The organism is Anaerotardibacter muris, assembly GCF_943192915.1.
In the GTDB taxonomy this organism is placed as follows: domain Bacteria; phylum Actinomycetota; class Coriobacteriia; order Coriobacteriales; family Eggerthellaceae; genus Anaerotardibacter; species Anaerotardibacter muris.
In genome coordinates, this window is the sequence record NZ_CALPCD010000001.1 from 51,072 (window position 1) to 70,622 (window position 19,551).

Sequence of the window (19,551 nt, forward strand, 5' to 3'; positions counted from 1 at the left end):
TCCTTCGCAGTGTATTTAAGCCATACGAATGCGAACTACACCATTCTTGCCACCAGGGACAGCACCCTTGAGCAAGATGAGGTTCATATCTTCGTCAACACGAACAACTTCAAGATTCTTAGTGGTGATGGTGTCGCAACCCATGTGACCAGGAAGGCGAACGCCTTTGAACACGCGAGAGGGGCTTGCGCACTGACCGATCGAACCGGGAGCGCGGTGGAAATGAGCACCGTGTCCACCCGGGCCGCCACCAAAGTTGTAACGACGCATGACGCCTGCGAAGCCTTTACCCTTCGAAGTGCCTGTGACGTCGACCTTCTTTACTTCTGCGAAGTTGGCAACGGTGACCTTTTCGCCCAGTTCATGCTCGGAAGCAGAATCGACGCGAACCTCGCGCAGATGGCGAGTAGGCTCAACGCCATGCTTAGCGAAGTGACCGCCCATGGGCTTGTTCACGTGCTTTTCCGAGACCTCGCCGAAACCGAGCTGAACTGCTTCGTAGCCATCGGTGTCGGTGGTCTTGATCTGGCAGATCGTGTTAGGAGCTGCCTCGATGACGGTGACCGGAATGACCGTGCCGTCTTCGTCGAAGAGCTGGGTCATGCCGACCTTGGTTCCGTAGATAGCATTAATCATCAAATATCACTCCCTACAGCTTGATCTCGATATCGACGCCAGCAGGAAGATCGAGACGCATCAGGGAATCGACCGTGGAAGGGGTCGGATCGAGGATGTCGATCAGACGCTTGTGCGTGCGCATTTCGAACTGCTCACGAGAGTCCTTGTTCACGTGCGGGCCTTTGATGACGCAATAGAGATTGCGCTCGGTCGGCAGCGGGATAGGACCGGAAACCTTGGCACCCGTCTTCTGTGCGGTATCGACGATGAGGCGCGTGGACTGGTCCACGATCTCATGGTCGTAACCCTTCAAGCGGATGCGAATATTTTCTTTAGCCACTTAACTTACCTCCATCAAGGGGGACGCAGCGCAAGCCCGAAGGCTTACGCATTGCCACCTGCTTTACTAATGATCTCGTCTGCAACGTTCTTGGGAACGGGCTCGTAAGAGTCGAACTGCATGGTGTACATTGCACGACCCTGAGTGCCACTGCGCAGGTCGGTCGCATAACCGAACATCTCGGAGAGCGGAACCTTAGCGGTAACGACCAGTGCGTTGCCGCGCTTTTCCTGGCCCTGGATCAGGCCACGGCGAGACGGGATGTCACCCATGACGAAGCCGGTGTACTCTTCAGGAGTTTCGACTTCAACGCTCATGACCGGCTCGAGGATGACCGGGTTGGACTTCTTGAGCGCGTCCTTGATAGCCATAGAACCAGCAACCTTGAACGCAGCTTCCGAAGAGTCAACTTCGTGGTAAGAACCATCGATGAGCTCGACGCGAACGTCTTCGACCGGATAGCCAGCCAGAACACCGGAGTTCAGTGCCTCCTGGATGCCCTTGTCAACAGAGGGGATGTATTCCTTCGGAACAACACCGCCAACGATCTTGTTCTCGAATTCGTAGCCCTTGCCCGGCTCCTGCGGATACATGTTGATGACGGCATGGCCATACTGACCACGACCACCAGACTGGCGGACGAACTTGCCTTCAGCGTCCATGACTTCCTTGCCCGGGCGTTCACGATACGCAACCTGGGGCTTACCAACGTTCGCTTCGACCTTGAATTCGCGAAGCAGACGATCGACGATGATCTCGAGGTGAAGCTCACCCATGCCAGCGATGATGGTCTGGCCGGTCTCGTGATTGGTAGAGACGCGGAAGGTGGGGTCTTCTTCAGCGAGCTTCTGCAGTGCCATGGACATCTTGTCCTGCTCTGCCTTGGTCTTCGGCTCGACCGCGATGTCGATGACCGGATCTGCGAATTCCATGGACTCGAGGATGATAGGAGCATCTTCAGCGCAGAGGGTGTCGCCCGTGGAGGTGTCCTTCAAGCCAACGACTGCCACGATGTCGCCTGCGGAGCAGGAATCGACGTCGGTACGCTGGTTGGAGTGCATCTGCAGCAGACGGCCAACGCGTTCCTTCTTGTCCTTGACCGCGTTGAGCGCATAAGAACCAGAATCGAGCGAGCCAGAATAGACGCGCAGATACGTGAGCTTACCGACGTAGGGGTCGGTCATGATCTTGAATGCCAGCGAAGCGAAGGGAGCCTTCGGATCTGCGGGGCGCTCTTCTTCCTCATCGGTTTCGGGGTTGATGCCCTTGATGGGAGGAATGTCGATCGGGCTAGGCAGGTAGTCGACAACCGCGTCGAGCAGTTCCTGAACACCCTTGTTCTTGTAAGCGGAGCCTACGAAGACGGGGTTGACCTGGCAAGCGATAACGCCCTTGCGCAGAGCAGCCTTCAATTCCTCGACGGAAACTTCTTCCTCCATGAGGACCTTTTCCATCAGGTCGTCGTCGCAGTCAGCTGCAGCCTCGAGGAGGATCTGGCGATACTCTTCAGCCTGAGCAGCGAATTCATCGGGGATGGCATCCATCTTCTCGGGATAGGTCATGCCCTTGTCGTCTGCCTTGAAGTCCCATGCGGTCATGGTGACCAGGTCGATGACACCCCAGAAGTTCTCTTCAGCGCCCATGGGCAGCTGTGCAGCAACAGCGTTAGCACCCAGACGATCCTTCATGGTCTCGATAGCGTGAAGGAAGTCCGCACCAACGCGGTCGTACTTATTGATGAAAGCGATACGGGGAACACCGTAGCGCTCTGCCTGACGCCAAACGGTCTCAGACTGAGGCTGAACGCCAGCAACTGCGTCGAAGACAGCAACGGTGCCGTCAAGAACGCGCAGGGAGCGCTCGACCTCTGCGGTGAAGTCGACGTGGCCCGGGGTGTCGATGATCTGGAAGCGATAAGGAGTACCGCCTTCTTTACCTTCTGGATAATTCCAGAAGCAGGTGGTAGCAGCAGAGGTGATGGTCACGCCACGTTCCTGTTCCTGCTCCATCCAGTCCATCGTAGCTGCGCCATCATGAACTTCGCCGATCTTATGGCTCTTGCCCGTGTAATACAGGATGCGCTCGGTAGTAGTGGTCTTACCAGCGTCGATATGAGCCATGATGCCAAAATTACGGGTATGTACGAGATCAGTTTTTGCCATTGTTCAAACCCCCTCTTACCAACGGTAGTGTGCGAATGCACGGTTTGCTTCGGCCATCTTGTAGGTGTCTTCGCGCTTCTTCACCGCTGCACCAGTGTTCTCAGATGCATCGATGATCTCTGCTGCGAGACGCTCTGCCATGGTGTTCTCCTTGCGCTTGCGAGCGAAGTCGACCAGCCAACGGATGGCGAGCGTGGTGGAACGACGAGAGTTAACCTCCATCGGAACCTGATAGTTTGCACCACCAACACGCTTGGACTTGGTCTCGAGCGTGGGGCGGATGTTGTCCATTGCCTTCTTGAAGACGGTCAGCGGATCCTGATCGGTCTTAGCGGCAACGATGTCGAAAGCACCATAGACGATGCCTTCTGCGACGGACTTCTTGCCGTCGAGTAGAACCTTATTGATCAACTGAGTGACCAAACGGTTGTTATATTTTGCATCCGGCTGCACTTCGCGGCGGACTGCTGCTGCACGACGCGGCATATAACTTCCTTTCAGTGAGCAACCATGCTTCCAGATGGTTGCGGTTTACGTACGGTTAAGAGCGAAGCCTACTTCTTGGGCTTCTTTGCGCCATAGCGGCTACGTGCCTGAGCGCGGTTATCGACAGCTGCACAGTCGAGCGCAGCGCGAATGACCTTATAACGAACACCAGGGAGGTCCTTAACACGACCACCACGGATGAGCACCATAGAGTGCTCCTGGAGGTTGTGACCGATGCCTGGGATGTAGGCGGTTACTTCCATGCCGTTGACCAAGCGAACACGGCAGACCTTACGAAGTGCTGAATTCGGCTTCTTAGGGGTAGTGGTGTAAACACGGGTGCAAACGCCACGCTTCTGCGGGTTACCTTTGAGTGCCGGGGTCTTCTTCTTCTCCACCGACTTCTGGCGGCCCTTGCGGACCAACTGATTAATAGTAGGCAAGACTCAACTCCTTTTCGTCTCTTCTCATGCCAACAGTGTTGTTTTGTGTGCGTTCTGCAGTTACGCACGCAAAAACTGCGCCTCTTTAGAGACGCGAAGGAGAACTTTATCACCGCCCTGTATGGTTGTCAAACGCCACGCTGCCGGGTGTATCCATACCCCAGCGGTCGGTTTACGGGCGTGGACGGCAACAGGGTTTTCAAAGCTCAGAAGCAGTCTAGGAGCAGGTCGCCCGCAGTGTGGTGTAGAGGTGAACGGAGATGAGGGTTCAGTGATGTTCCTCTTTCCGAGTTTTTCTTCACGAAATTGTAGATATTCCTGGAAAATACTTGCGCGCTCTAGGCTGTTGCCTGTTACAATGAGCGCAAAGCCCAACGGGCAAATAAATAGGCTGTGAATGCACGTAGTATCCCTTTCGAATATGCGTGCATTTTTTTATAGGGCGCACATCGTGCGAAAGAGAAGGGAAAAGGTAGGGATGAAGAACACGGTCGCGACCTTCCAGGAGATGAAGGCCAAGGGCGAGAAGATCTCGATGTTGACCTGTTACGACTATTCCACAGCCAAGCTGATGGACGAAGCGGGCGTTAATTCGCTGTTGATCGGCGATTCGCTGGGCAACGTGGTACTGGGCTACGAGGACACGCTTTCCGTGACCATGGAGGACATGATCCATCACACGCGTCCTGTTGCGCGCGGCGCGAAGAATGCGCTCGTGATCGCGGACATGCCGTTCATGTCGTATCAGGCTTCTGTTTACGATGCCGTGATGAATGCTGGCCGCTTGCTGAAGGAAGGACGCGCTCATGCAGTGAAGCTCGAAGGCGGTGCTGCAGTATGCGAGCAGATTCGCGCTATCGTTGATGCTGGCATTCCCGTGTGTGCGCACTTGGGGTTGACGCCGCAGTCCATCAACGCGTTCGGTGGCCACAAGGTACAGGGCAAATCGGCTGAGGCAGCGCAGACCATCCTGGAAGATGCCAAGCGCATCGAAGAGGCTGGTGCGTTCGCTGTGGTGATCGAGTGCATCCCTGCAGACCTAGCACGCAAGATCTCCGAGACCATCTCCATTCCCACGATCGGTATCGGTGCTGGTCCTGGCTGCGATGGGCAGGTGCTGGTGTACCAAGACATGCTGGGGCTGTTCTCTGACTTCAAGCCGAAGTTCGTCAAAGGCTTCGCGAACCTGGGCGAACAGATGACCCAGGCATTCAAGGATTACGATGCCGAAGTGAAGGCTGGCTCCTTCCCCGCCGCTGAACATTGCTTCAAGGATGTGGGCGAGGAAGTGCTCGACAAGCTCTACTAATTGGCATTCGAATGACGTTCGAAGTGCTATTCGAAATGACGTTCGAAACGTTCTTTCTTACTAAGTTCTTACTCAGATTATTTGGAAGGTAGCAAACCATGGAGATCATCACCACTGTTGCCGAAATGAAGGATCGCGTGCGCGCGTGGAAGGAAGAGGGCTTGACCATCGGTCTGACGCCGACCATGGGTGCGCTCCATGAAGGTCATATGTCCTTGATGGAAGCCGCTCGCAAGGAATGCGACAAGGTCGTAGCGAGCGTGTTCGTGAATCCGCTGCAATTCGGCCCTGATGAAGATTACGACAATTATCCGCGCGATCTAGAGCGCGATGCGGCCATCGCTGAGTCGAAGGGCGTTGACGTGGTATTTCACCCCAGCGTCGAAGAGATGTACCCCGAGAACTACAACACCTACGTGGTGATGGAGACGCTCACCGACACCCTGTGTGGTGCGAGCCGCCCAGGCCATTTCCGCGGCGTGTGCACCGTGGTGAACAAGCTCTTCAATATCGTGCAGCCCAACAAAGCATTCTTCGGCCAGAAGGACGCTCAGCAGCTGGCCATCATCATGCGCATGGTCTCCGATCTGAACATGAACCTTGAAGTGATCGGCTGCCCTATCGTGCGTGAAGATGACGGCCTGGCCAAGAGCAGCCGCAACACCTACCTTTCCGATGAGGAGCGTACGGCGGCTTTGTGCTTGTCACGCGCCATCTTCAAAGCGCAGGAAATGATCGAGGGTGGCGAACGCGATTCCGCTACCATCGCCAAGGCGGTCACGAACACTATCGAAGAAGAACCGCTTGCCAAAATCGATTACGTAGAGGTCGTGAACCTTGGTAATATGCAGCCCGTTGAGACATTGCCCGAAAGTGGCTTGGTTGCCATCGCGGTCTATATTGGCTCGACCCGATTAATCGATAACTATTTGTACAATTTCGAATAGGGATCAAACGAAAGGTATCGCAAGAAATGCTGCTCAATGTTTTGAAAGGCAAGATCCATCGCGCGACGGTGACCCAGGCTGAGCTTGATTATGTGGGCTCGATCACCATCGATTCTGAGCTGATGGAAGCCGCTGGCATCATGGAGTATGAGCTGGTCACCATTTCTGACTGCAATAATGGCAATCGTCTGGAAACCTATGTTATCGCGGGCGAACCTGGTAGTGGCGTGATCTGCTTGAATGGCGCCGCCGCGCACCTTGTTAACGTTGGCGACAAGGTGATCATCATGAACTATTGCCAGATGACCCCTGAAGAATTCAAGGACCCCGCGAATGCTCCGCACGTTGTGTTCGTAGACGACAACAACAAGATCAGCCGTCTGACGCGCTACGAGAAGCACGGTCGACTTGAGGATATGAAGTAGACCAAATCACCTACGCTCTTGATAAGGCCGGCACTCGCTGGCCTTTCTTTTTTTTGCTGAACAAGAAACGACTAAAATTACCATGTGCGGCCGCAAAGTGATCGTGCATAACTTACCCGTTTCGCTGTTCGCCTTCGGCTCATGCACTGCACTGCCTCATGCATTCATACACGAAGGAGCCTTTTAGGCTCCTTCTGTCTTATCAATATGGTGTTCAGAGTAAGTTCTGCGCGCTCACCTTACACCCGCACTATAAAGCTCATAATCGGAAAAACCACCTGGGACACTCTTGCCTCCGCCCCTGATCATTCGTGCGGTCGCTCGATGTTCTATTTATTTCATATTTCTGCATCGAGAGAATCTGATACCTCGCTGGCGTCTAGTTCTTCTTGTTGTGGAGACAAACGTAACTACTGCGGGTGTAAGGTAGGGGCGCAGAATTTACTTCGCAAAGCACGCTAAAAAACAGAACCCAGCCTAGGCTGGGTTCGTGTGAACAAAACTGGAGAGCGACCGCATGAGCCCGAAGGGCGAACAGGGTAGCGGGTAAATTATGCGCCCTTACCTTGCAGTCGCAGCCTGGATATTCTCTAAGACTCAAGCAGCGGGGCGGCTACCTGCTTCTTGCGAGAAAGGATGCCCGGGACCCAGGTGCTCTTGGAGGAATCGATACCGAAGACGCGATCGACCTGGCCATGGAGACCTTCGACGATGAACATACTACCCTCTTCGAAGATGTCGGTGACCAGCAGCAGCACGTAGGCATAATCGTGCTTTTCGCGCAGCTCTTTCAGGAATGCACGGATCTCTTCTTCGCGCTGCATGACCACGTCGAGCGTGACGGTCTCGTGCTGAGCGATGAGGATCGTGTCGTCTCCGACGACGAATTCCTTGGAGTCTGCCGTGACCAGCTTCTCGATGGGCAGATCAGCGTCTCCTCCGCGATACGAGAGCACCTTCATGCCGAAATCTTTCACTGGCTCGCCTACGATAGCTGCGAGCATCTCGGCGACTTCTTCATCGATAGGCGTTGCCGTGGGCGACTTCAGGATGACCGTATCGGTCATGATGGCGGAAAGCAGAACCGCCGCAATACCCTTAGGGATCTCAACGTCATGTTCCATGAACTGGAGCGCAACGATGGTGGCCGAGGAACCCACGGGGAGGTTCAAGAAGTGAATAGGGTTCGAGGTGGACACATCGCCAATGCGGTGATGGTCGATGATCTCGACCACTTCTGCTTCGTCGATACCATTAGCAGCCTGGCTGCGCTCATTATGGTCGACCAAGATCACCTTGCGCTTGGGATGCTTAGCCACATCAGTACGCGTAACGATACCAATGCAATGACCATCTTCATCGAGCACTACGCCTTCGCGCAATTCGCTCATGAGGATAGGCTCAGCAGCGTCCTTGAGCAGATCACCCTTGTTCAAGAAGACCACTTCATCTTCGAGCAGCTCTGAAACGGACTGAGAAAGTGAGCTTGCCAGGTCGTTCGCAGCATTCTCAAGATCTTGCGCGCTGTCGCTTTCGCAATGATCCATGGCCGAGATATAACGATTCGCAATGGTGCGCAGCGAGACAAGACCAGCGTACTTATCGTCCTTGTCCTTCACCACCACGGCACGCTTATTATGCTTGCGCAGCAGACGGCCCGCATCGACCAATGTCGAGTCTTCAGAGAGCCAGATGGGGTCAGGCGTCATGACATCCTGGATGCGAGCATGCACATGATTGATGGCTTCAGGAGCTTCGACCGAATACTCGTTGAGGATCGCCTCGCTTTCCTGGGGCAACGGACCCAAGCGAGCGGGGATATAGGTGAATTTCTCAGCACTCGGATCGTTCTCGAGCGTCTGTTTCATGAGCTCATTCTTCAAATATGCATAGCCGACGGCAGCTGCGATGGAGTCGTTGTCAGGGTTCTTGTGACCCACGATAAGTACGGGAGTTGGCATATCGCTCCTTCGTTCTTGACTAGATACAACGCGCCAAAATCATGCGCCAGATTATTGTACCGCGTAACCCTTCAAGCCATGCAGAAAAATGAGCACATCTTACCGTGAAACGTCTAGGATGCTGCGGCTGCAAGGTAATCGTGCATAACTTACCCGTTTCGCTGTTCGCCTTTGGCTCATGCGCTGCACTGCCTCATGCATTCATGCACGAAGGAGCCTTTTAGGCTCCTTCTGTCTTATCAAATTAGTGTTCAGAGTAAGTTCTGCGCGCTCACCTTACACCCGCAGCATCATCCATGATCGTCAAAGAACGCCTTACGAGATCTTCACGATGGGAGCGTAATCCTTGAGGAGCTTCTTGGTCTGACCGTTGCGCTTGAACTTCACGTGGAGCGTGTCGCCATCCACCTTCACCACGGTACCGCGACCAAAGACCTTGTGATCGACCACATCGTTCTTAGCGAAGGACATGGCAGCTGCAGGCTTCTTGCCCACGTTCTTCTGATTGCGCGGACGCGATTGCGAGCTGCTGGACGTGCCGAATACGCGCCCCTCCCCCGCTTCAGTACCTGAACCAGCAATGCCACGACGGCTGCCGCGCTTTTCCCAACCCGACCCTGAGAAGCCAGATGAACCAAGTCCGATAGCTTTGCGCAGTTCATTGGGGATCTCGCCCACGAAGCGCGAAGTGGGATTCGCATTGGATTGACCGAAGATCTGACGCGTGAGCGCACTGGTAAGATACAGACGCTTGCGCGCACGCGTAATGGCTACATAAGCCAGGCGGCGTTCCTCTTCGAGCCCTTGCGGGTCGAATGCAGAATTGCTATGCGGGAAGAGCGTCTCTTCCATGCCAGCCACGAAGACGCAATCGAATTCAAGGCCCTTGGCAGAATGGATGGTCATGAGCGTGACCGCTGCACCGTCGTCGGTCATGGTGTCCATGTCAGTACGCAGCGTTACCCATTCGGTAAAATCGGGCAGCGAATTTGCTTGGAACACCTTCACGGGTGGAGTGGTCTGGTCGGAAGGATCTTCGCCAGGCTGAGGCGCTTCGAAGAGCGCGTCCGCATCTTCATGGGTTTGCGTATACTCATCGACAACGCCGAAGAATTCCTGGATGTTCTCGATGCGGCTTTGCGAATCTTCACCAGGATTGTTGCGATACGCCTCGATAAGACCAGCCTTATCGACGATCATCTCCACCACTTTACGCAGGTCGCCCGAATATTGCTGGGCTTCATGGATGATGCCAACGAATTCCGCGATAGCCTTTCGCGTGTTCGGGCGGATGGTCTCATCGATCATGCACAGTTCTGCCGCCTGCAGGAAGGTGCAGCCGTTCACTTCTGATACCTGACGAATGAAATCGACGGTGGTGTTGCCGATGCCACGCTTGGGCACGTTGATGATGCGCTGTGCAGCAACATCGTTTGCAGGATTCACCACCAGATTCAAATACGCCATCACGTCGCGGATCTCGGCGCGATCGAAGAAGCGTGTACCTCCGACCAGGCGGTAAGGCACACCAGCGCGCAGGAGCATATCTTCGAGCATGCGGCTTTGCGCATTCGTGCGATAGAAGACCGCCATCTGGTTGTAGGAGGTGCCATTGCCGTGCTGATGTTCGATCTCAGCTGCGATCCAGCGACCTTCATCGCGTTCGTCACTGGCGGTGAACACCATGATCAGCTCGCCTTCCCCCTGGGAAGTGAACAAGGTCTTGCGCTTGCGCGTAAGGTTGTTCTCGATCACGGCATTAGCTGCAGCAAGGATGTTGCCCGTGGAGCGATAGTTCTCTTCGAGCTTCACCACGTGAGCTTCAGGGTAGTCCTTCTCGAAATCGAGGATGTTGGTAAGGTCGGCACCGCGCCAAGAATAAATGGACTGGTCGTCGTCGCCCACCACCATGATGTTGCGGCTCTTCGCCGCGAGCAGCTGCGTGAGCACATATTGAGCATGGTTCGTATCCTGATACTCGTCTACCAGCAGGTAGCGGAAGCGATCCTGATAGGCATTCAGCACTTCGGGATAGTTCTTCAACAGCAACCATGTATAGAGCAGCAGATCATCGAAGTCGAAAGCGTTGAGCGCGCGAAGGCGTTCTTGCAGGCGCTTGTATACTTTAGCGACCACCTTTGCCACGGGGTCCTGGTAGCGTTCCTCGAACACTTCGGGCACCACCAATTCATTCTTCGCCTTGGAGATGCGGTTGCGGATCATGTTCTCTTGAAAGCGCTTGGGGTCGATGTTGAGCTCAGCCATGATCTGCTTGACCAAGCTCTTCGAATCGCGATCATCGTAGATGGTGAAGCCCTTAGCGAATCCGATACGCTCGCAGTCGGCGCGGAGGATGCGTACGCACATGCTGTGGAACGTGGATACCCACATGCCACGCACGTAACCGCCGATGAGGGTGCCGAGACGTTCGCGCATCTCAGCCGCAGCCTTGTTCGTGAAGGTGATGGCCATGATCTGCCACGGAGCAACGCCTAGGTCTTCCACCAAATGAGCGATACGATGCGTGAGCACGCGCGTCTTGCCACTGCCGGCACCCGCCAACACCAAAAGCGGACCTTCGGTGCATTCGACCGCCTCGCGCTGGGCAGGATTCAAAGTATCAAGATCGATGGGCATAGGATCCTTAAACGATCTTCTTGCCAAAGACCGCAGCGATCTCGCGAAGCTGTTCGACCAGTTCAGCGAACTGGGCAGGGGTAAGCTGCTGCGGACCGTCGGAGAGTGCTTCGGAAGGATTCGGGTGAACCTCGATCATGATGGAGTCGGCACCTGCCGCGATGGCTGCGTATGAAAGCGAAGGTACGAGGTCGCGTACGCCTGCCGGGTGCGAAACGTCGATGCAGATCGGGAACAGCGACTGCTTATGGATAACGGGGACCGCAGAGATATCGAGCGTGAAGCGTGTGGTGGTCTCGAAGGTGCGCAGACCGCGTTCGCACAGCACCACGTTGTCGTTGCCATTCATGGTGATGTATTCAGTAGCGGAAAGCCATTCAGAGATGGTACCCGCAAGGCCACGCTTCAGCAGTACCAGCTTGTGAGAATCGGCCGTAACTTCGCCGATCTTCTTCAAAAGCGAGAAGTTCTGCATGTTGCGCGCGCCTACCTGGAGACCATCGACATACTTATGCACAAGTTCGACATGCGCAGAGTCCATAGCTTCAGTAAGGGTCTTCAGGCCATACTTTTCGCTCGCAGCCTTCATGATCTTGAGGCCTTCTTCGCCAAGACCCTGGAACGAATGCGGATTGGTGCGCGGCTTGAAAGCGCCACCGCGGATCCAGCTGAGCCCCAGATCAGAGATGCATTCAGCAACCTCGAAGAACTGCTCTTCAGATTCGACCGAACACGGGCCAGCGTAAAGGGTTATCTCGTCAGTTTTAGTGCCGTAATCTGGCAGACTGGTCAATGGTTTAATCACGAGCGGGAACCTCTTTCATTACCTTCAGGATGCTGACATAGATCTCTTTGAGGTTCTCGTTATAGAGCGGACCCTCGTTGTATGAGCAGACTTTCGCGAAGATCTCCTCTTCGCGCTTCGGATCGAACAGGCCCATGTTCGCGCCTGGTTTGAGCGCGCGAATGGCAAGGGATTGCTCGGCACGCTCGTTCAAGAGCTTGACGAGCTGCTTGTCGATGGCATCGATCTTTTCGCGATGTTCGTCGATCTGTGCACGTTCTTCGTTCTGAGACATCGTTTATCCTTCCTGTGCGGAACGCTGGCAGTCGCGCCTTGGATGCGGCGGTGCTTTGCACGACGCAAGGCATGACAACCAGTTCATAACTTGATTGCCTAATGATAGCAAACGCACGTGCTTTTTACTGGAGAGAACGCGGGCGAAACCGCTTCACGGGCGCTATTTTTTCGAGGCGGAATTCGTGGGGTTGTTGAGCGCGGCAATGGCGAGCAGCGCGATGGATATCATGATGCCAAGCTGAGTGAAGAAGGGGTCGGCCTTACCGATGACGAATGCGGCGAAATCGATGAGGATTATGATGAGCGCAGCAAAGCTGCACCAATGCGCGATGCGCGCGTTCGTGCGGCGGCGCACTTGGCTCTTCTTCTCTTCAGAAAGCTTGTTCGAATCGTTCGTGTTCATAGTTGTATTATACCCAGAATGCTCAGACATCTTCAGCGCGCCCAGAACAGGTTCAGTTTCGCGTTAGACCGTTAGAGGCGGGCCACTTACGAACCGTGCGCTGCCTGACTTCACGCAGGAAACGAACCTATCATCTTATGGACTATTTCATCGAGCCGTCAGCGTTGAAGGAATAGTACGTGCCGTTGATGAAGAGCGTCTCGCTCCTGGCCATGGTGCCGTTCTTGTTCTTGTTCAGGTAATACCACTTGCCGCCCGACTTCACCCAGCCATAGGTCTTGGTGCCTGACTTGCTCAGATAGTACCACTCCTGGTCTGGCTTCACCCAGCCCGTAGCCATAGCGCCCGAAGCATTCAGATAGTAGTCGTACTTGCCATCGTTGATCCACGTGCTCTTAGCCATGGGGCCGCTGTTGGGCTGCAGGTAATACCACTTGCCGCCCGACTTCTGCCAACCGATCTTCAGCGCACCAGACTTAGTGGCGTAGTACCAATCCTTGTCGTAGGTGATCCACTTGCTGGAATACATAGCGCCGCTGGAATTCGTGATATACCAGGAATTATTCACGGAGAACATGCCCGACTTCATCGCGCCGTCCTTCGCGGGGTCAAGATAATACCACTTGCCGCCACGCTTCTGCCAACCCGTGGCCTTCTTGCCTGAAGCGCTGAAGAGATACCAGTTATCAAGTTCCTTGACCCAGCCGGTTGCCATCGCGCCAGAGACGGTCAATCGATAGCCATCGTCTGTCCAGGTGTCGGTTGCCATAAGGCCATACTTCGGCTCAAGGTAATACCACTTTCCGCTGGACTTGAACCAACCAGTCTTCAGTGCGCCAGACTTGGTAGCGTAGAACCATTCGTCCATGGAGGTGCCCATGACGTTACCTTTGAAATGCACCCAGCGATTCGTGTAGAGCGCACCGCTTCCGTTAGCGATGTACTTCGCATTACCGACCGTGTAGTAGCCCGTCTTCAGCGCGCCATTGGCCGCAGGATCGAGGTAGTACCACTTGCCACCAGTCTTGAGCCAACCTGTCTTAGGATTTGCGTTCACGCTGGTGAAGTAATACCAGGTGCCGTCGGCGTCCTTCATCCAACCTGCTTTGGTAGGTTTATTGACTGGCTTCGTTGCACGCGCTTGTGCAGTTGCAGCGTCCTGGTTGGCGGACGTTTCGGCGTAGGCGGTAGTAGCCAAGCCGCAGAATGCGAGTGCAGCTGCAAGGACGAAAGCTATCAGGCTGATCTTCGTGATCTTGATGGTACGTGTGGTCATGGATCGATCTCCTTGAATGAGAGGAAGTCGGTTTGATGCGCGAACTATGGTACCTGCTTCACAAGCGGGATGCTAGAGCCTCGCCAAAACAACATATCGAATACCCAGTGGGGACAGGTCCCGAACTGTCCCCTTCGCCTATTGGATGACGAATCCTGCGCCTTGGACGGTGAAGAAAGCCAGCACCACGATGCCGACGATGATGCGGTAGACACCGAAAGCGGTGAAGTCGTTCTTCTTGATGTAGCCCATCAAGAAGCGGATGGCTACGACCGACATGATGAATGCGCTGATGATGCCCACCACCAGCACCATGATCTCGGTCTGGGTCATGACCAGGCCTTCCATCAGGAACTTCGCAGCCTTCACCACACCCCAACCGAACATGATAGGAATAGCCAAGAAGAATGTGTATTCCGCAGCAGCCGTACGCGAGCAACCGCACAGCATGCCGCCGATGATGGTAGCGCCCGAGCGGCTGGTACCAGGGATGATGGCCAGCACCTGAAAGCAGCCGATCTTCAGCGCCGTCTTCCAGTTGATGTCGTCCACGTCGCGGATCTTGAAGAGCGCTTCTTCTGCCTCGACTTCAGTATGCTCACGCTCCACACGCGCATGTCGGCCATGAACTGGTGCTTCCAGCGCCAGGCGCTCCTCGAGGTTCTCTCCCGCCTCCATCAAACGCAACGCGCGCTTGCGGTTGCGACATTCCATCACAATGAAGATGACACCGTAGAGCACCAACATGATGGCCACGGTGTAGGCGTTGTAGAAATGCTCGTTCACCCAGTCGTCGAGCAGCAAGCCCACGATGGCCGCTGGGATGCAGCCGATAGCCACCATTCCCCACAAACGCCAGGTGCCGCGCTTTTCAGCTGCGGTCTTCTTCGGCGAAAAGGGGTTGAGCTTATGGAAATAGAGTAGGATCACCGCCATGATGGCACCCAGCTGGATGACCACCAAGAACAGCGCCAGGAATTGATCGCTCACATCGAGCTTCACGAATTCATCGACCAAGATCATGTGGCCGGTCGATGAGATGGGGAGCCATTCGGTCACGCCTTCGACGATGCCGATGAACAGAGCTTTGAGTGCTTCGAGGATCATGCTGCTTTCCTTGTGCGTTGATGGGTCGGTCTCAGCGCATCCAATTGTAGAAGAAGGTGCCGCTCGTGCCGCAGAAATGCCGAACGGTTTTCGGAGAAGGAACAGAATTGCAGCATGAAATTGCAGTACTATTGATACCCTACGATCAATACCTCAAGGATCGAACGTGCGAAAGGAGGGTTCATGGACGGCGCACTCGGCGGCTTGATGCAGATGACCGAGCTGATCATCATCGCTGCGGTAGGCTTCGTGGCTGCGAAGCTCAATTATCTGGACAAATACACTAACCAGAAGATGACGAAGCTGCTGCTGAACATCACGCTTCCCTGCATGATCGTGGCTTCGGTCCATGGGCTTTCTGCAGAAGATGCGGGCGCTATCGTGGTGCCTGCATTCCTGATGGCAGGCGCGCAATTCTTCTTGCTGCTGCTCACTGGTGCGCTGATCGCTATCGTGCTGCGCGTGCCGAAGAAGGACCGTGCTATCTGGCAGTTCATGACCGTGGGCACTAACACGGGTTTCATCGGACTGCCGGTGATCGCTGCGATCCTGGGGCAGGAATCGATCATCATCTCGAGCATCTACATCATGATCATCGCGTTGTTCTTGTATAGCGTGGGCTTCGCGATCTTGGAGAACAATCGCGAACGCGCCAAGCGCCAGGCGCGCATCGAAGAAGGCAAGGCGCTCCCCGTCGATACCGAGAGCGCTCAGATGCGCAAACGTAAGGTTTCCGTGCCGTGGCGTTCCATGGTGAATCCGTCGATGGTTGCCTGCGTTATCGCGCTGGTGCTGTTCTTCACCGGCTTGCAGGTGCCCGACTTGCTGCAGGACACCATGTCGCTGCTCGGCGGCATCACCGCACCGATCGCGATGCTGGTTATCGGCGTGATAATGGCTGGGACGAACATCCGCGCTGTCCTCACCGAAGTTCGCCTCTACCCTTACATCGTAGTGCGCCAGCTCGTGTTGCCTGCGCTATTCTTCTGGGGTTTCACCGCGGCAGGCATCTCGCCGCTCTTGGCGGGCGTATTCGCGCTGATGTTCGCCATGCCAGTTGGCTCGATGACGCCCACCTTCGTGGAAGAATTCGATGGCAATGCCACGCTGGCGGCTGAAGCCACCGTCCTTACCACGCTCGGTGCGTTCGCGGCTATTCCGCTGCTGGTCATCTTCATGGGCATGGTGGCCTAGGTCAAGACGGACACTTCGGGGACAGGTCAATTTTTGTCCGGGACACTTTGGGGACAGGTCGAAGATCCCATTTGGTAATTCTGGCCTGTCCCCAATCTGTCCGGGACAGTTTGGGACCTGTCCCCTTTTTGTTCGGGCATATCAGGTAAGATGAAATCTGATCGATGTCGATCCTTCGACCTTGCAAGCGGCCTTACAGAACGGAGCAACCATGGCGAATCCTTTTCCCCTCTCAACGGTACTGGTCCTCGATTTCGGCGCACAATATGGCCAGCTCATCGCTCGCCGTGTACGCGACCTGAACGTATATTCCGAGATCGTTCCTTGCGACATTTCCGCTGATGAGGTCCGTGAGAAGAACCCTGGCGCTATCATCTTGAGCGGCGGTCCGGCAAGCGTGTACGCCGAAGACGCGCCATCCATGGATCCTGCCATCTTCGAGCTCGGTATTCCCGTGCTTGGTTTTTGTTACGGCCAGCAGATCATGGCTGCTACGCTGGGCGGCACGGTGAGCCACACGGATAAAGGCGAATATGGCCCAGCTCCGCTTACACGCGTTGACGGCGTTGATTGCGCGGGATGCGGTGGTACGTCGAAACTCTATGGCGACACGCCGCATGAGCAGACTGTTTGGATGAGCCATCGCGATGCAGTGACCGAGGTGCCCGAAGGCTTCGAGATCACCGCCGTGACCGATGTGTGCCCCGTGGCTTCTATGGAAGATGCCGAACGCAAGCTTTACGCAACGCAGTTTCACCCTGAGGTGCGCCACACGCCCTACGGCCAGGAGATGCTGGCGAACTTCCTGTTCAACATCGCTGGCCTTGAGCCTAATTGGACCATGGATTCGATCATCGACGATTCAGTTGCAGCCATCCAGGAGCAAGTTGGCAACGACCGTGTGATCCTGGGTCTTTCGGGCGGCGTGGACTCGAGCGTGGTTGCGGCGCTGTGCGCGAAGGCCATTGGCAAGCAGCTGGTGTGCGTGTTTGTGAATCATGGCCTGCTGCGCAAGAACGAGCCCGAAGAGGTCGAAGAGGTATTCACCAACCAGTTCGACGTGGATTTCATCCATGTGCACGCGGAAGATCGCTACGCTGAGCTACTGGCAGGTGTGACCGACCCAGAGCAGAAGCGCCGTATCATCGGCGAGCAGTTCTGGAAGGAATTCTTTGCCGTTGCTGAAGAGGTGGCCGACGATGGCGAACCTGTGAAGTTCCTGGCGCAGGGCACGATCTATCCCGACATCATCGAAAGTGGTGCACGCAAGACGGGCGGCAAAGCGTCGACCATCAAGAGTCATCACAATCTGATCCCCTTCCCTGATGGGGTGCACTTCGACCTGATCGAGCCGCTCGACCACTTCTTCAAGGACGAAGTTCGAGCGCTGGGTTCGGCGCTGGGCCTTCCTGATCATATCGTGCACCGTCAGCCCTTCCCCGGCCCAGGTCTTGCGATCCGCATCATCGGTGAGGTAACGCCCGAGAAGCTTGACATCTTGAAGAATGCCGATGCCATCGTGCGCGAAGAACTGGATGCCTACAACGAGTTGCTGTTCGAAAAGAGCGGCGAACGCAATGGCGAAGTAGCGCGCGCGGAAGCGGGTGGTCCTGAAGTAGAGCGCAGCGTGTGGCAATATTTCGCCGTGCTGCCCGATGTGAAGAGCGTTGGTGTTATGGGCGACGAAAGGACCTACCAGCGTCCGATCATCCTGCGAGCAGTTGAGTCCAGCGATGCTATGACCGCCGACTGGGCGAAACTGCCTTATGACGTGCTGGCCAAGATCTCCAGCCGTATCGTTGCTGAGGTGCCTGGCATCAACCGCGTGGCATATGACATCACGAGCAAGCCACCCGCAACGATCGAGTGGGAATAGCGGAAAGCGGCAAGCCACTCCCAAAACCCTGAGATCAGAGACCTGAAGCACCAACCGAAGCCTTTGAATAGCAACTTCAAGGGCGATTTCAAGGCGTCATCACCATGCCCTGAAATCCATAGCTGCTCGAACCAGCTTCCAGTGGCATTGATATGTCGATCAGGATCTATCGAATAAGCATCGCTCCTTCCCTTCGCGATTAAGGCAAGGCAATGGTATTGAAGGCCTGACATTCCGCATCCGAAAATGTCGAGCTAAGTCCCTGTAAGTCCCTCTAAATCCCACCTCCAAATCTTCTGCATATTCCTGATGTCTGTCACGGCAATCGAAACAGCTTATAACCATTGGTTCAAATCAGGTCACCAATCGAGACTTCCGCTCATGTGAGCATCCGACTAGATTGTTATTAGCTACTAGAAGATTGGAGACCAAACCATGGAAACAATAAAGCTGAACAACGGAATCGAGATGCCCGCCGAGGGCCTCGGTACCTTCCTCATGGAGCCTGACGACGCGCAGGCGGCGGTCGAGAGCGCCCTTGAGCAGGGCTACCGTCACATCGACACCGCCAACTACTACATGAACGAGAAAGCGGTCGGACGTGGGATGCGCGCTTCGGGCGTGCCCCGCGAGGAGATCTTCCTCTCGACCAAGCTTTGGCCCACCGAATACGACGACGCCGACGCCGCCATTGACGCCACGCTCGCGCGCCTTGGCACTGACTACGTGGACATGCTCATCCTGCACCAGCCCATCTGCGACTACATCGCCGCCTGGAAGTCCATGGAGCGCGCGTATCAGGCAGGCAAGGTTCGTTCGCTCGGCCTGTCGAACTTCCCGCAGGAGAAGATCCAGGAGGTGATCGACGCCGCCGAGATAAAGCCGCAGCTCGTTACTGTGGAGTGTCACCCGTACTTCCAGGAGCGCGAGCTTCGCGAGTACCTCGCACCCTACGGCATCGTCATTGAGGCATGGTACCCGCTGGGACACGGCGACAAGGGTCTTCTGGAAGAGTCGGTGTTCCAGGAGCTTGCCAAGAAGTACGGCAAGACGCCTGCCCAGGTCATCCTGCGCTGGCACGTGCAGATGGGCAACAGCATCATACCTGGCTCCACCAACCCCGCTCATATCGCCGACAACGCGGACATCTTCGACTTCGAGCTCACCGACGAGGAGATGGGCCGCATCGCAGAACTCGACGGCACGAAGCGCTATTACCAACCGTCCCAGGAGAAGCTCGAGGCCTATGCGGCCATGACGGCCGACTACGACGCCCAGAAGTAGGT

The 19,551-nt window shown here is 55.4% G+C and carries 18 protein-coding genes; 6 read left to right on the forward strand and 12 right to left on the reverse strand.

Translation table 11 applies throughout. The annotated features are described in order from the left end of the window. Nucleotides 1-15 precede the first annotated feature (15 nt). From rplC to rpsL, 5 genes are all read right to left on the reverse strand, one after another. Nucleotides 16-636 (reverse strand): 50S ribosomal protein L3, encoded by a 621-nt coding sequence (gene rplC, locus NFR25_RS00315; RefSeq protein WP_251197257.1) that lies wholly within the window; start codon nucleotides 634-636, stop codon nucleotides 16-18. A gap of 13 nt (nucleotides 637-649) precedes the next feature. Beyond that, a complete protein-coding gene (gene rpsJ, locus NFR25_RS00320) occupies nucleotides 650-958 on the reverse strand; it encodes a 30S ribosomal protein S10 (RefSeq protein WP_251197258.1) in 309 nt (102 codons plus the stop codon). 44 nt (nucleotides 959-1,002) lie between these two features. Next, nucleotides 1,003-3,120: an elongation factor G gene (gene fusA / locus NFR25_RS00325; protein WP_251197259.1), complete on the reverse strand. Its 2,118-nt coding sequence runs from the start codon at nucleotides 3,118-3,120 to the stop codon at nucleotides 1,003-1,005. A 15-nt stretch (nucleotides 3,121-3,135) separates the two neighbouring features. Then, nucleotides 3,136-3,606 carry a 30S ribosomal protein S7 gene (gene rpsG, locus NFR25_RS00330; protein ID WP_251197260.1) on the reverse strand — a complete coding sequence of 157 codons (471 nt, stop codon included), beginning with the start codon at nucleotides 3,604-3,606 and terminating at the stop codon, nucleotides 3,136-3,138. A gap of 68 nt (nucleotides 3,607-3,674) precedes the next feature. Next, on the reverse strand, nucleotides 3,675-4,049 hold the full coding sequence (gene rpsL / locus NFR25_RS00335; protein WP_178207577.1) for a 30S ribosomal protein S12: 375 nt from the start codon (nucleotides 4,047-4,049) through the stop codon (nucleotides 3,675-3,677). A gap of 478 nt (nucleotides 4,050-4,527) precedes the next feature. On the opposite strand from rpsL, the gene panB reads away from it, so the two are divergent. The 3 genes from panB to panD all read left to right on the forward strand — a co-directional run bounded on the left by panB (nucleotide 4,528) and on the right by panD (nucleotide 6,730). Then, complete coding sequence (gene panB / locus NFR25_RS00340; protein ID WP_251197261.1) at nucleotides 4,528-5,358, forward strand: 3-methyl-2-oxobutanoate hydroxymethyltransferase; 831 nt, start codon at nucleotides 4,528-4,530, stop codon at nucleotides 5,356-5,358. Nucleotides 5,359-5,456: 98 nt separating this feature from the next. Then, nucleotides 5,457-6,305, forward strand: a complete 849-nt coding sequence (panC, locus tag NFR25_RS00345; RefSeq protein WP_251197262.1) for a pantoate--beta-alanine ligase — start codon at nucleotides 5,457-5,459, stop codon at nucleotides 6,303-6,305. Nucleotides 6,306-6,331: 26 nt separating this feature from the next. After that, nucleotides 6,332-6,730, forward strand: coding sequence for an aspartate 1-decarboxylase (gene panD / locus NFR25_RS00350; RefSeq protein ID WP_251197263.1), 399 nt, complete (start codon nucleotides 6,332-6,334; stop codon nucleotides 6,728-6,730). Between the two features lie 590 nt (nucleotides 6,731-7,320). On the opposite strand, the gene NFR25_RS00355 is transcribed toward panD, so the two are convergent. The 7 genes from NFR25_RS00355 to NFR25_RS00385 all read right to left on the reverse strand — a co-directional run bounded on the left by NFR25_RS00355 (nucleotide 7,321) and on the right by NFR25_RS00385 (nucleotide 15,195). Beyond that, entirely contained in the window at nucleotides 7,321-8,691 is a 1,371-nt protein-coding gene (locus NFR25_RS00355; RefSeq protein ID WP_251197264.1) for a putative manganese-dependent inorganic diphosphatase, read from the reverse strand. Nucleotides 8,692-9,006: 315 nt separating this feature from the next. Beyond that, entirely contained in the window at nucleotides 9,007-11,328 is a 2,322-nt protein-coding gene (locus NFR25_RS00360; protein ID WP_251197265.1) for an ATP-dependent helicase, read from the reverse strand. A gap of 7 nt (nucleotides 11,329-11,335) precedes the next feature. Further along, nucleotides 11,336-12,133, reverse strand: coding sequence for a 3-deoxy-7-phosphoheptulonate synthase (aroF, locus tag NFR25_RS00365; protein WP_251197266.1), 798 nt, complete (start codon nucleotides 12,131-12,133; stop codon nucleotides 11,336-11,338). Next, nucleotides 12,126-12,407, reverse strand: coding sequence for a chorismate mutase (locus NFR25_RS00370; RefSeq protein WP_251197267.1), 282 nt, complete (start codon nucleotides 12,405-12,407; stop codon nucleotides 12,126-12,128). The genes aroF and NFR25_RS00370 overlap by 8 nt, the downstream gene beginning before the upstream one ends. Nucleotides 12,408-12,569: 162 nt before the next feature. Then, nucleotides 12,570-12,812 carry a PACE efflux transporter gene (locus NFR25_RS00375; protein ID WP_251197268.1) on the reverse strand — a complete coding sequence of 81 codons (243 nt, stop codon included), beginning with the start codon at nucleotides 12,810-12,812 and terminating at the stop codon, nucleotides 12,570-12,572. Between the two features lie 142 nt (nucleotides 12,813-12,954). Beyond that, entirely contained in the window at nucleotides 12,955-14,088 is a 1,134-nt protein-coding gene (locus NFR25_RS00380) for a hypothetical protein (RefSeq protein WP_251197269.1), read from the reverse strand. A gap of 138 nt (nucleotides 14,089-14,226) precedes the next feature. Next, nucleotides 14,227-15,195, reverse strand: a complete 969-nt coding sequence (locus NFR25_RS00385) for an undecaprenyl-diphosphate phosphatase (protein ID WP_251197270.1) — start codon at nucleotides 15,193-15,195, stop codon at nucleotides 14,227-14,229. A gap of 183 nt (nucleotides 15,196-15,378) precedes the next feature. Between NFR25_RS00385 and NFR25_RS00390 the strand changes: the two genes are divergently transcribed. From NFR25_RS00390 to NFR25_RS00400, 3 genes are all read left to right on the forward strand, one after another. Further along, entirely contained in the window at nucleotides 15,379-16,389 is a 1,011-nt protein-coding gene (locus NFR25_RS00390; protein ID WP_251197271.1) for an AEC family transporter, read from the forward strand. 211 nt (nucleotides 16,390-16,600) lie between these two features. Then, on the forward strand, nucleotides 16,601-18,265 hold the full coding sequence (guaA, locus tag NFR25_RS00395; RefSeq protein WP_251197272.1) for a glutamine-hydrolyzing GMP synthase: 1,665 nt from the start codon (nucleotides 16,601-16,603) through the stop codon (nucleotides 18,263-18,265). 435 nt (nucleotides 18,266-18,700) lie between these two features. Further along, nucleotides 18,701-19,549 (forward strand): aldo/keto reductase, encoded by an 849-nt coding sequence (locus tag NFR25_RS00400; RefSeq protein ID WP_251197273.1) that lies wholly within the window; start codon nucleotides 18,701-18,703, stop codon nucleotides 19,547-19,549. Nucleotides 19,550-19,551: the final 2 nt, after the last annotated feature.

Coding starts and splice junctions, on each gene's coding strand:
- rplC (WP_251197257.1), bottom strand. CDS start 636: ATGATTAATGCTATCTACGGAACCAAGGTCGGCATGACCCAGCTCTTC.
- fusA (WP_251197259.1), bottom strand. CDS start 3,120: ATGGCAAAAACTGATCTCGTACATACCCGTAATTTTGGCATCATGGCT.
- rpsG (WP_251197260.1), bottom strand. CDS start 3,606: ATGCCGCGTCGTGCAGCAGCAGTCCGCCGCGAAGTGCAGCCGGATGCA.
- panB (WP_251197261.1), top strand. CDS start 4,528: ATGAAGAACACGGTCGCGACCTTCCAGGAGATGAAGGCCAAGGGCGAG.
- panC (WP_251197262.1), top strand. CDS start 5,457: ATGGAGATCATCACCACTGTTGCCGAAATGAAGGATCGCGTGCGCGCG.
- panD (WP_251197263.1), top strand. CDS start 6,332: ATGCTGCTCAATGTTTTGAAAGGCAAGATCCATCGCGCGACGGTGACC.
- NFR25_RS00355 (WP_251197264.1), bottom strand. CDS start 8,691: ATGCCAACTCCCGTACTTATCGTGGGTCACAAGAACCCTGACAACGAC.
- NFR25_RS00360 (WP_251197265.1), bottom strand. CDS start 11,328: ATGCCCATCGATCTTGATACTTTGAATCCTGCCCAGCGCGAGGCGGTC.
- NFR25_RS00370 (WP_251197267.1), bottom strand. CDS start 12,407: ATGTCTCAGAACGAAGAACGTGCACAGATCGACGAACATCGCGAAAAG.
- NFR25_RS00375 (WP_251197268.1), bottom strand. CDS start 12,812: ATGAACACGAACGATTCGAACAAGCTTTCTGAAGAGAAGAAGAGCCAA.
- NFR25_RS00380 (WP_251197269.1), bottom strand. CDS start 14,088: ATGACCACACGTACCATCAAGATCACGAAGATCAGCCTGATAGCTTTC.
- NFR25_RS00385 (WP_251197270.1), bottom strand. CDS start 15,195: ATGATCCTCGAAGCACTCAAAGCTCTGTTCATCGGCATCGTCGAAGGC.
- NFR25_RS00390 (WP_251197271.1), top strand. CDS start 15,379: ATGGACGGCGCACTCGGCGGCTTGATGCAGATGACCGAGCTGATCATC.
- guaA (WP_251197272.1), top strand. CDS start 16,601: ATGGCGAATCCTTTTCCCCTCTCAACGGTACTGGTCCTCGATTTCGGC.
- NFR25_RS00400 (WP_251197273.1), top strand. CDS start 18,701: ATGGAAACAATAAAGCTGAACAACGGAATCGAGATGCCCGCCGAGGGC.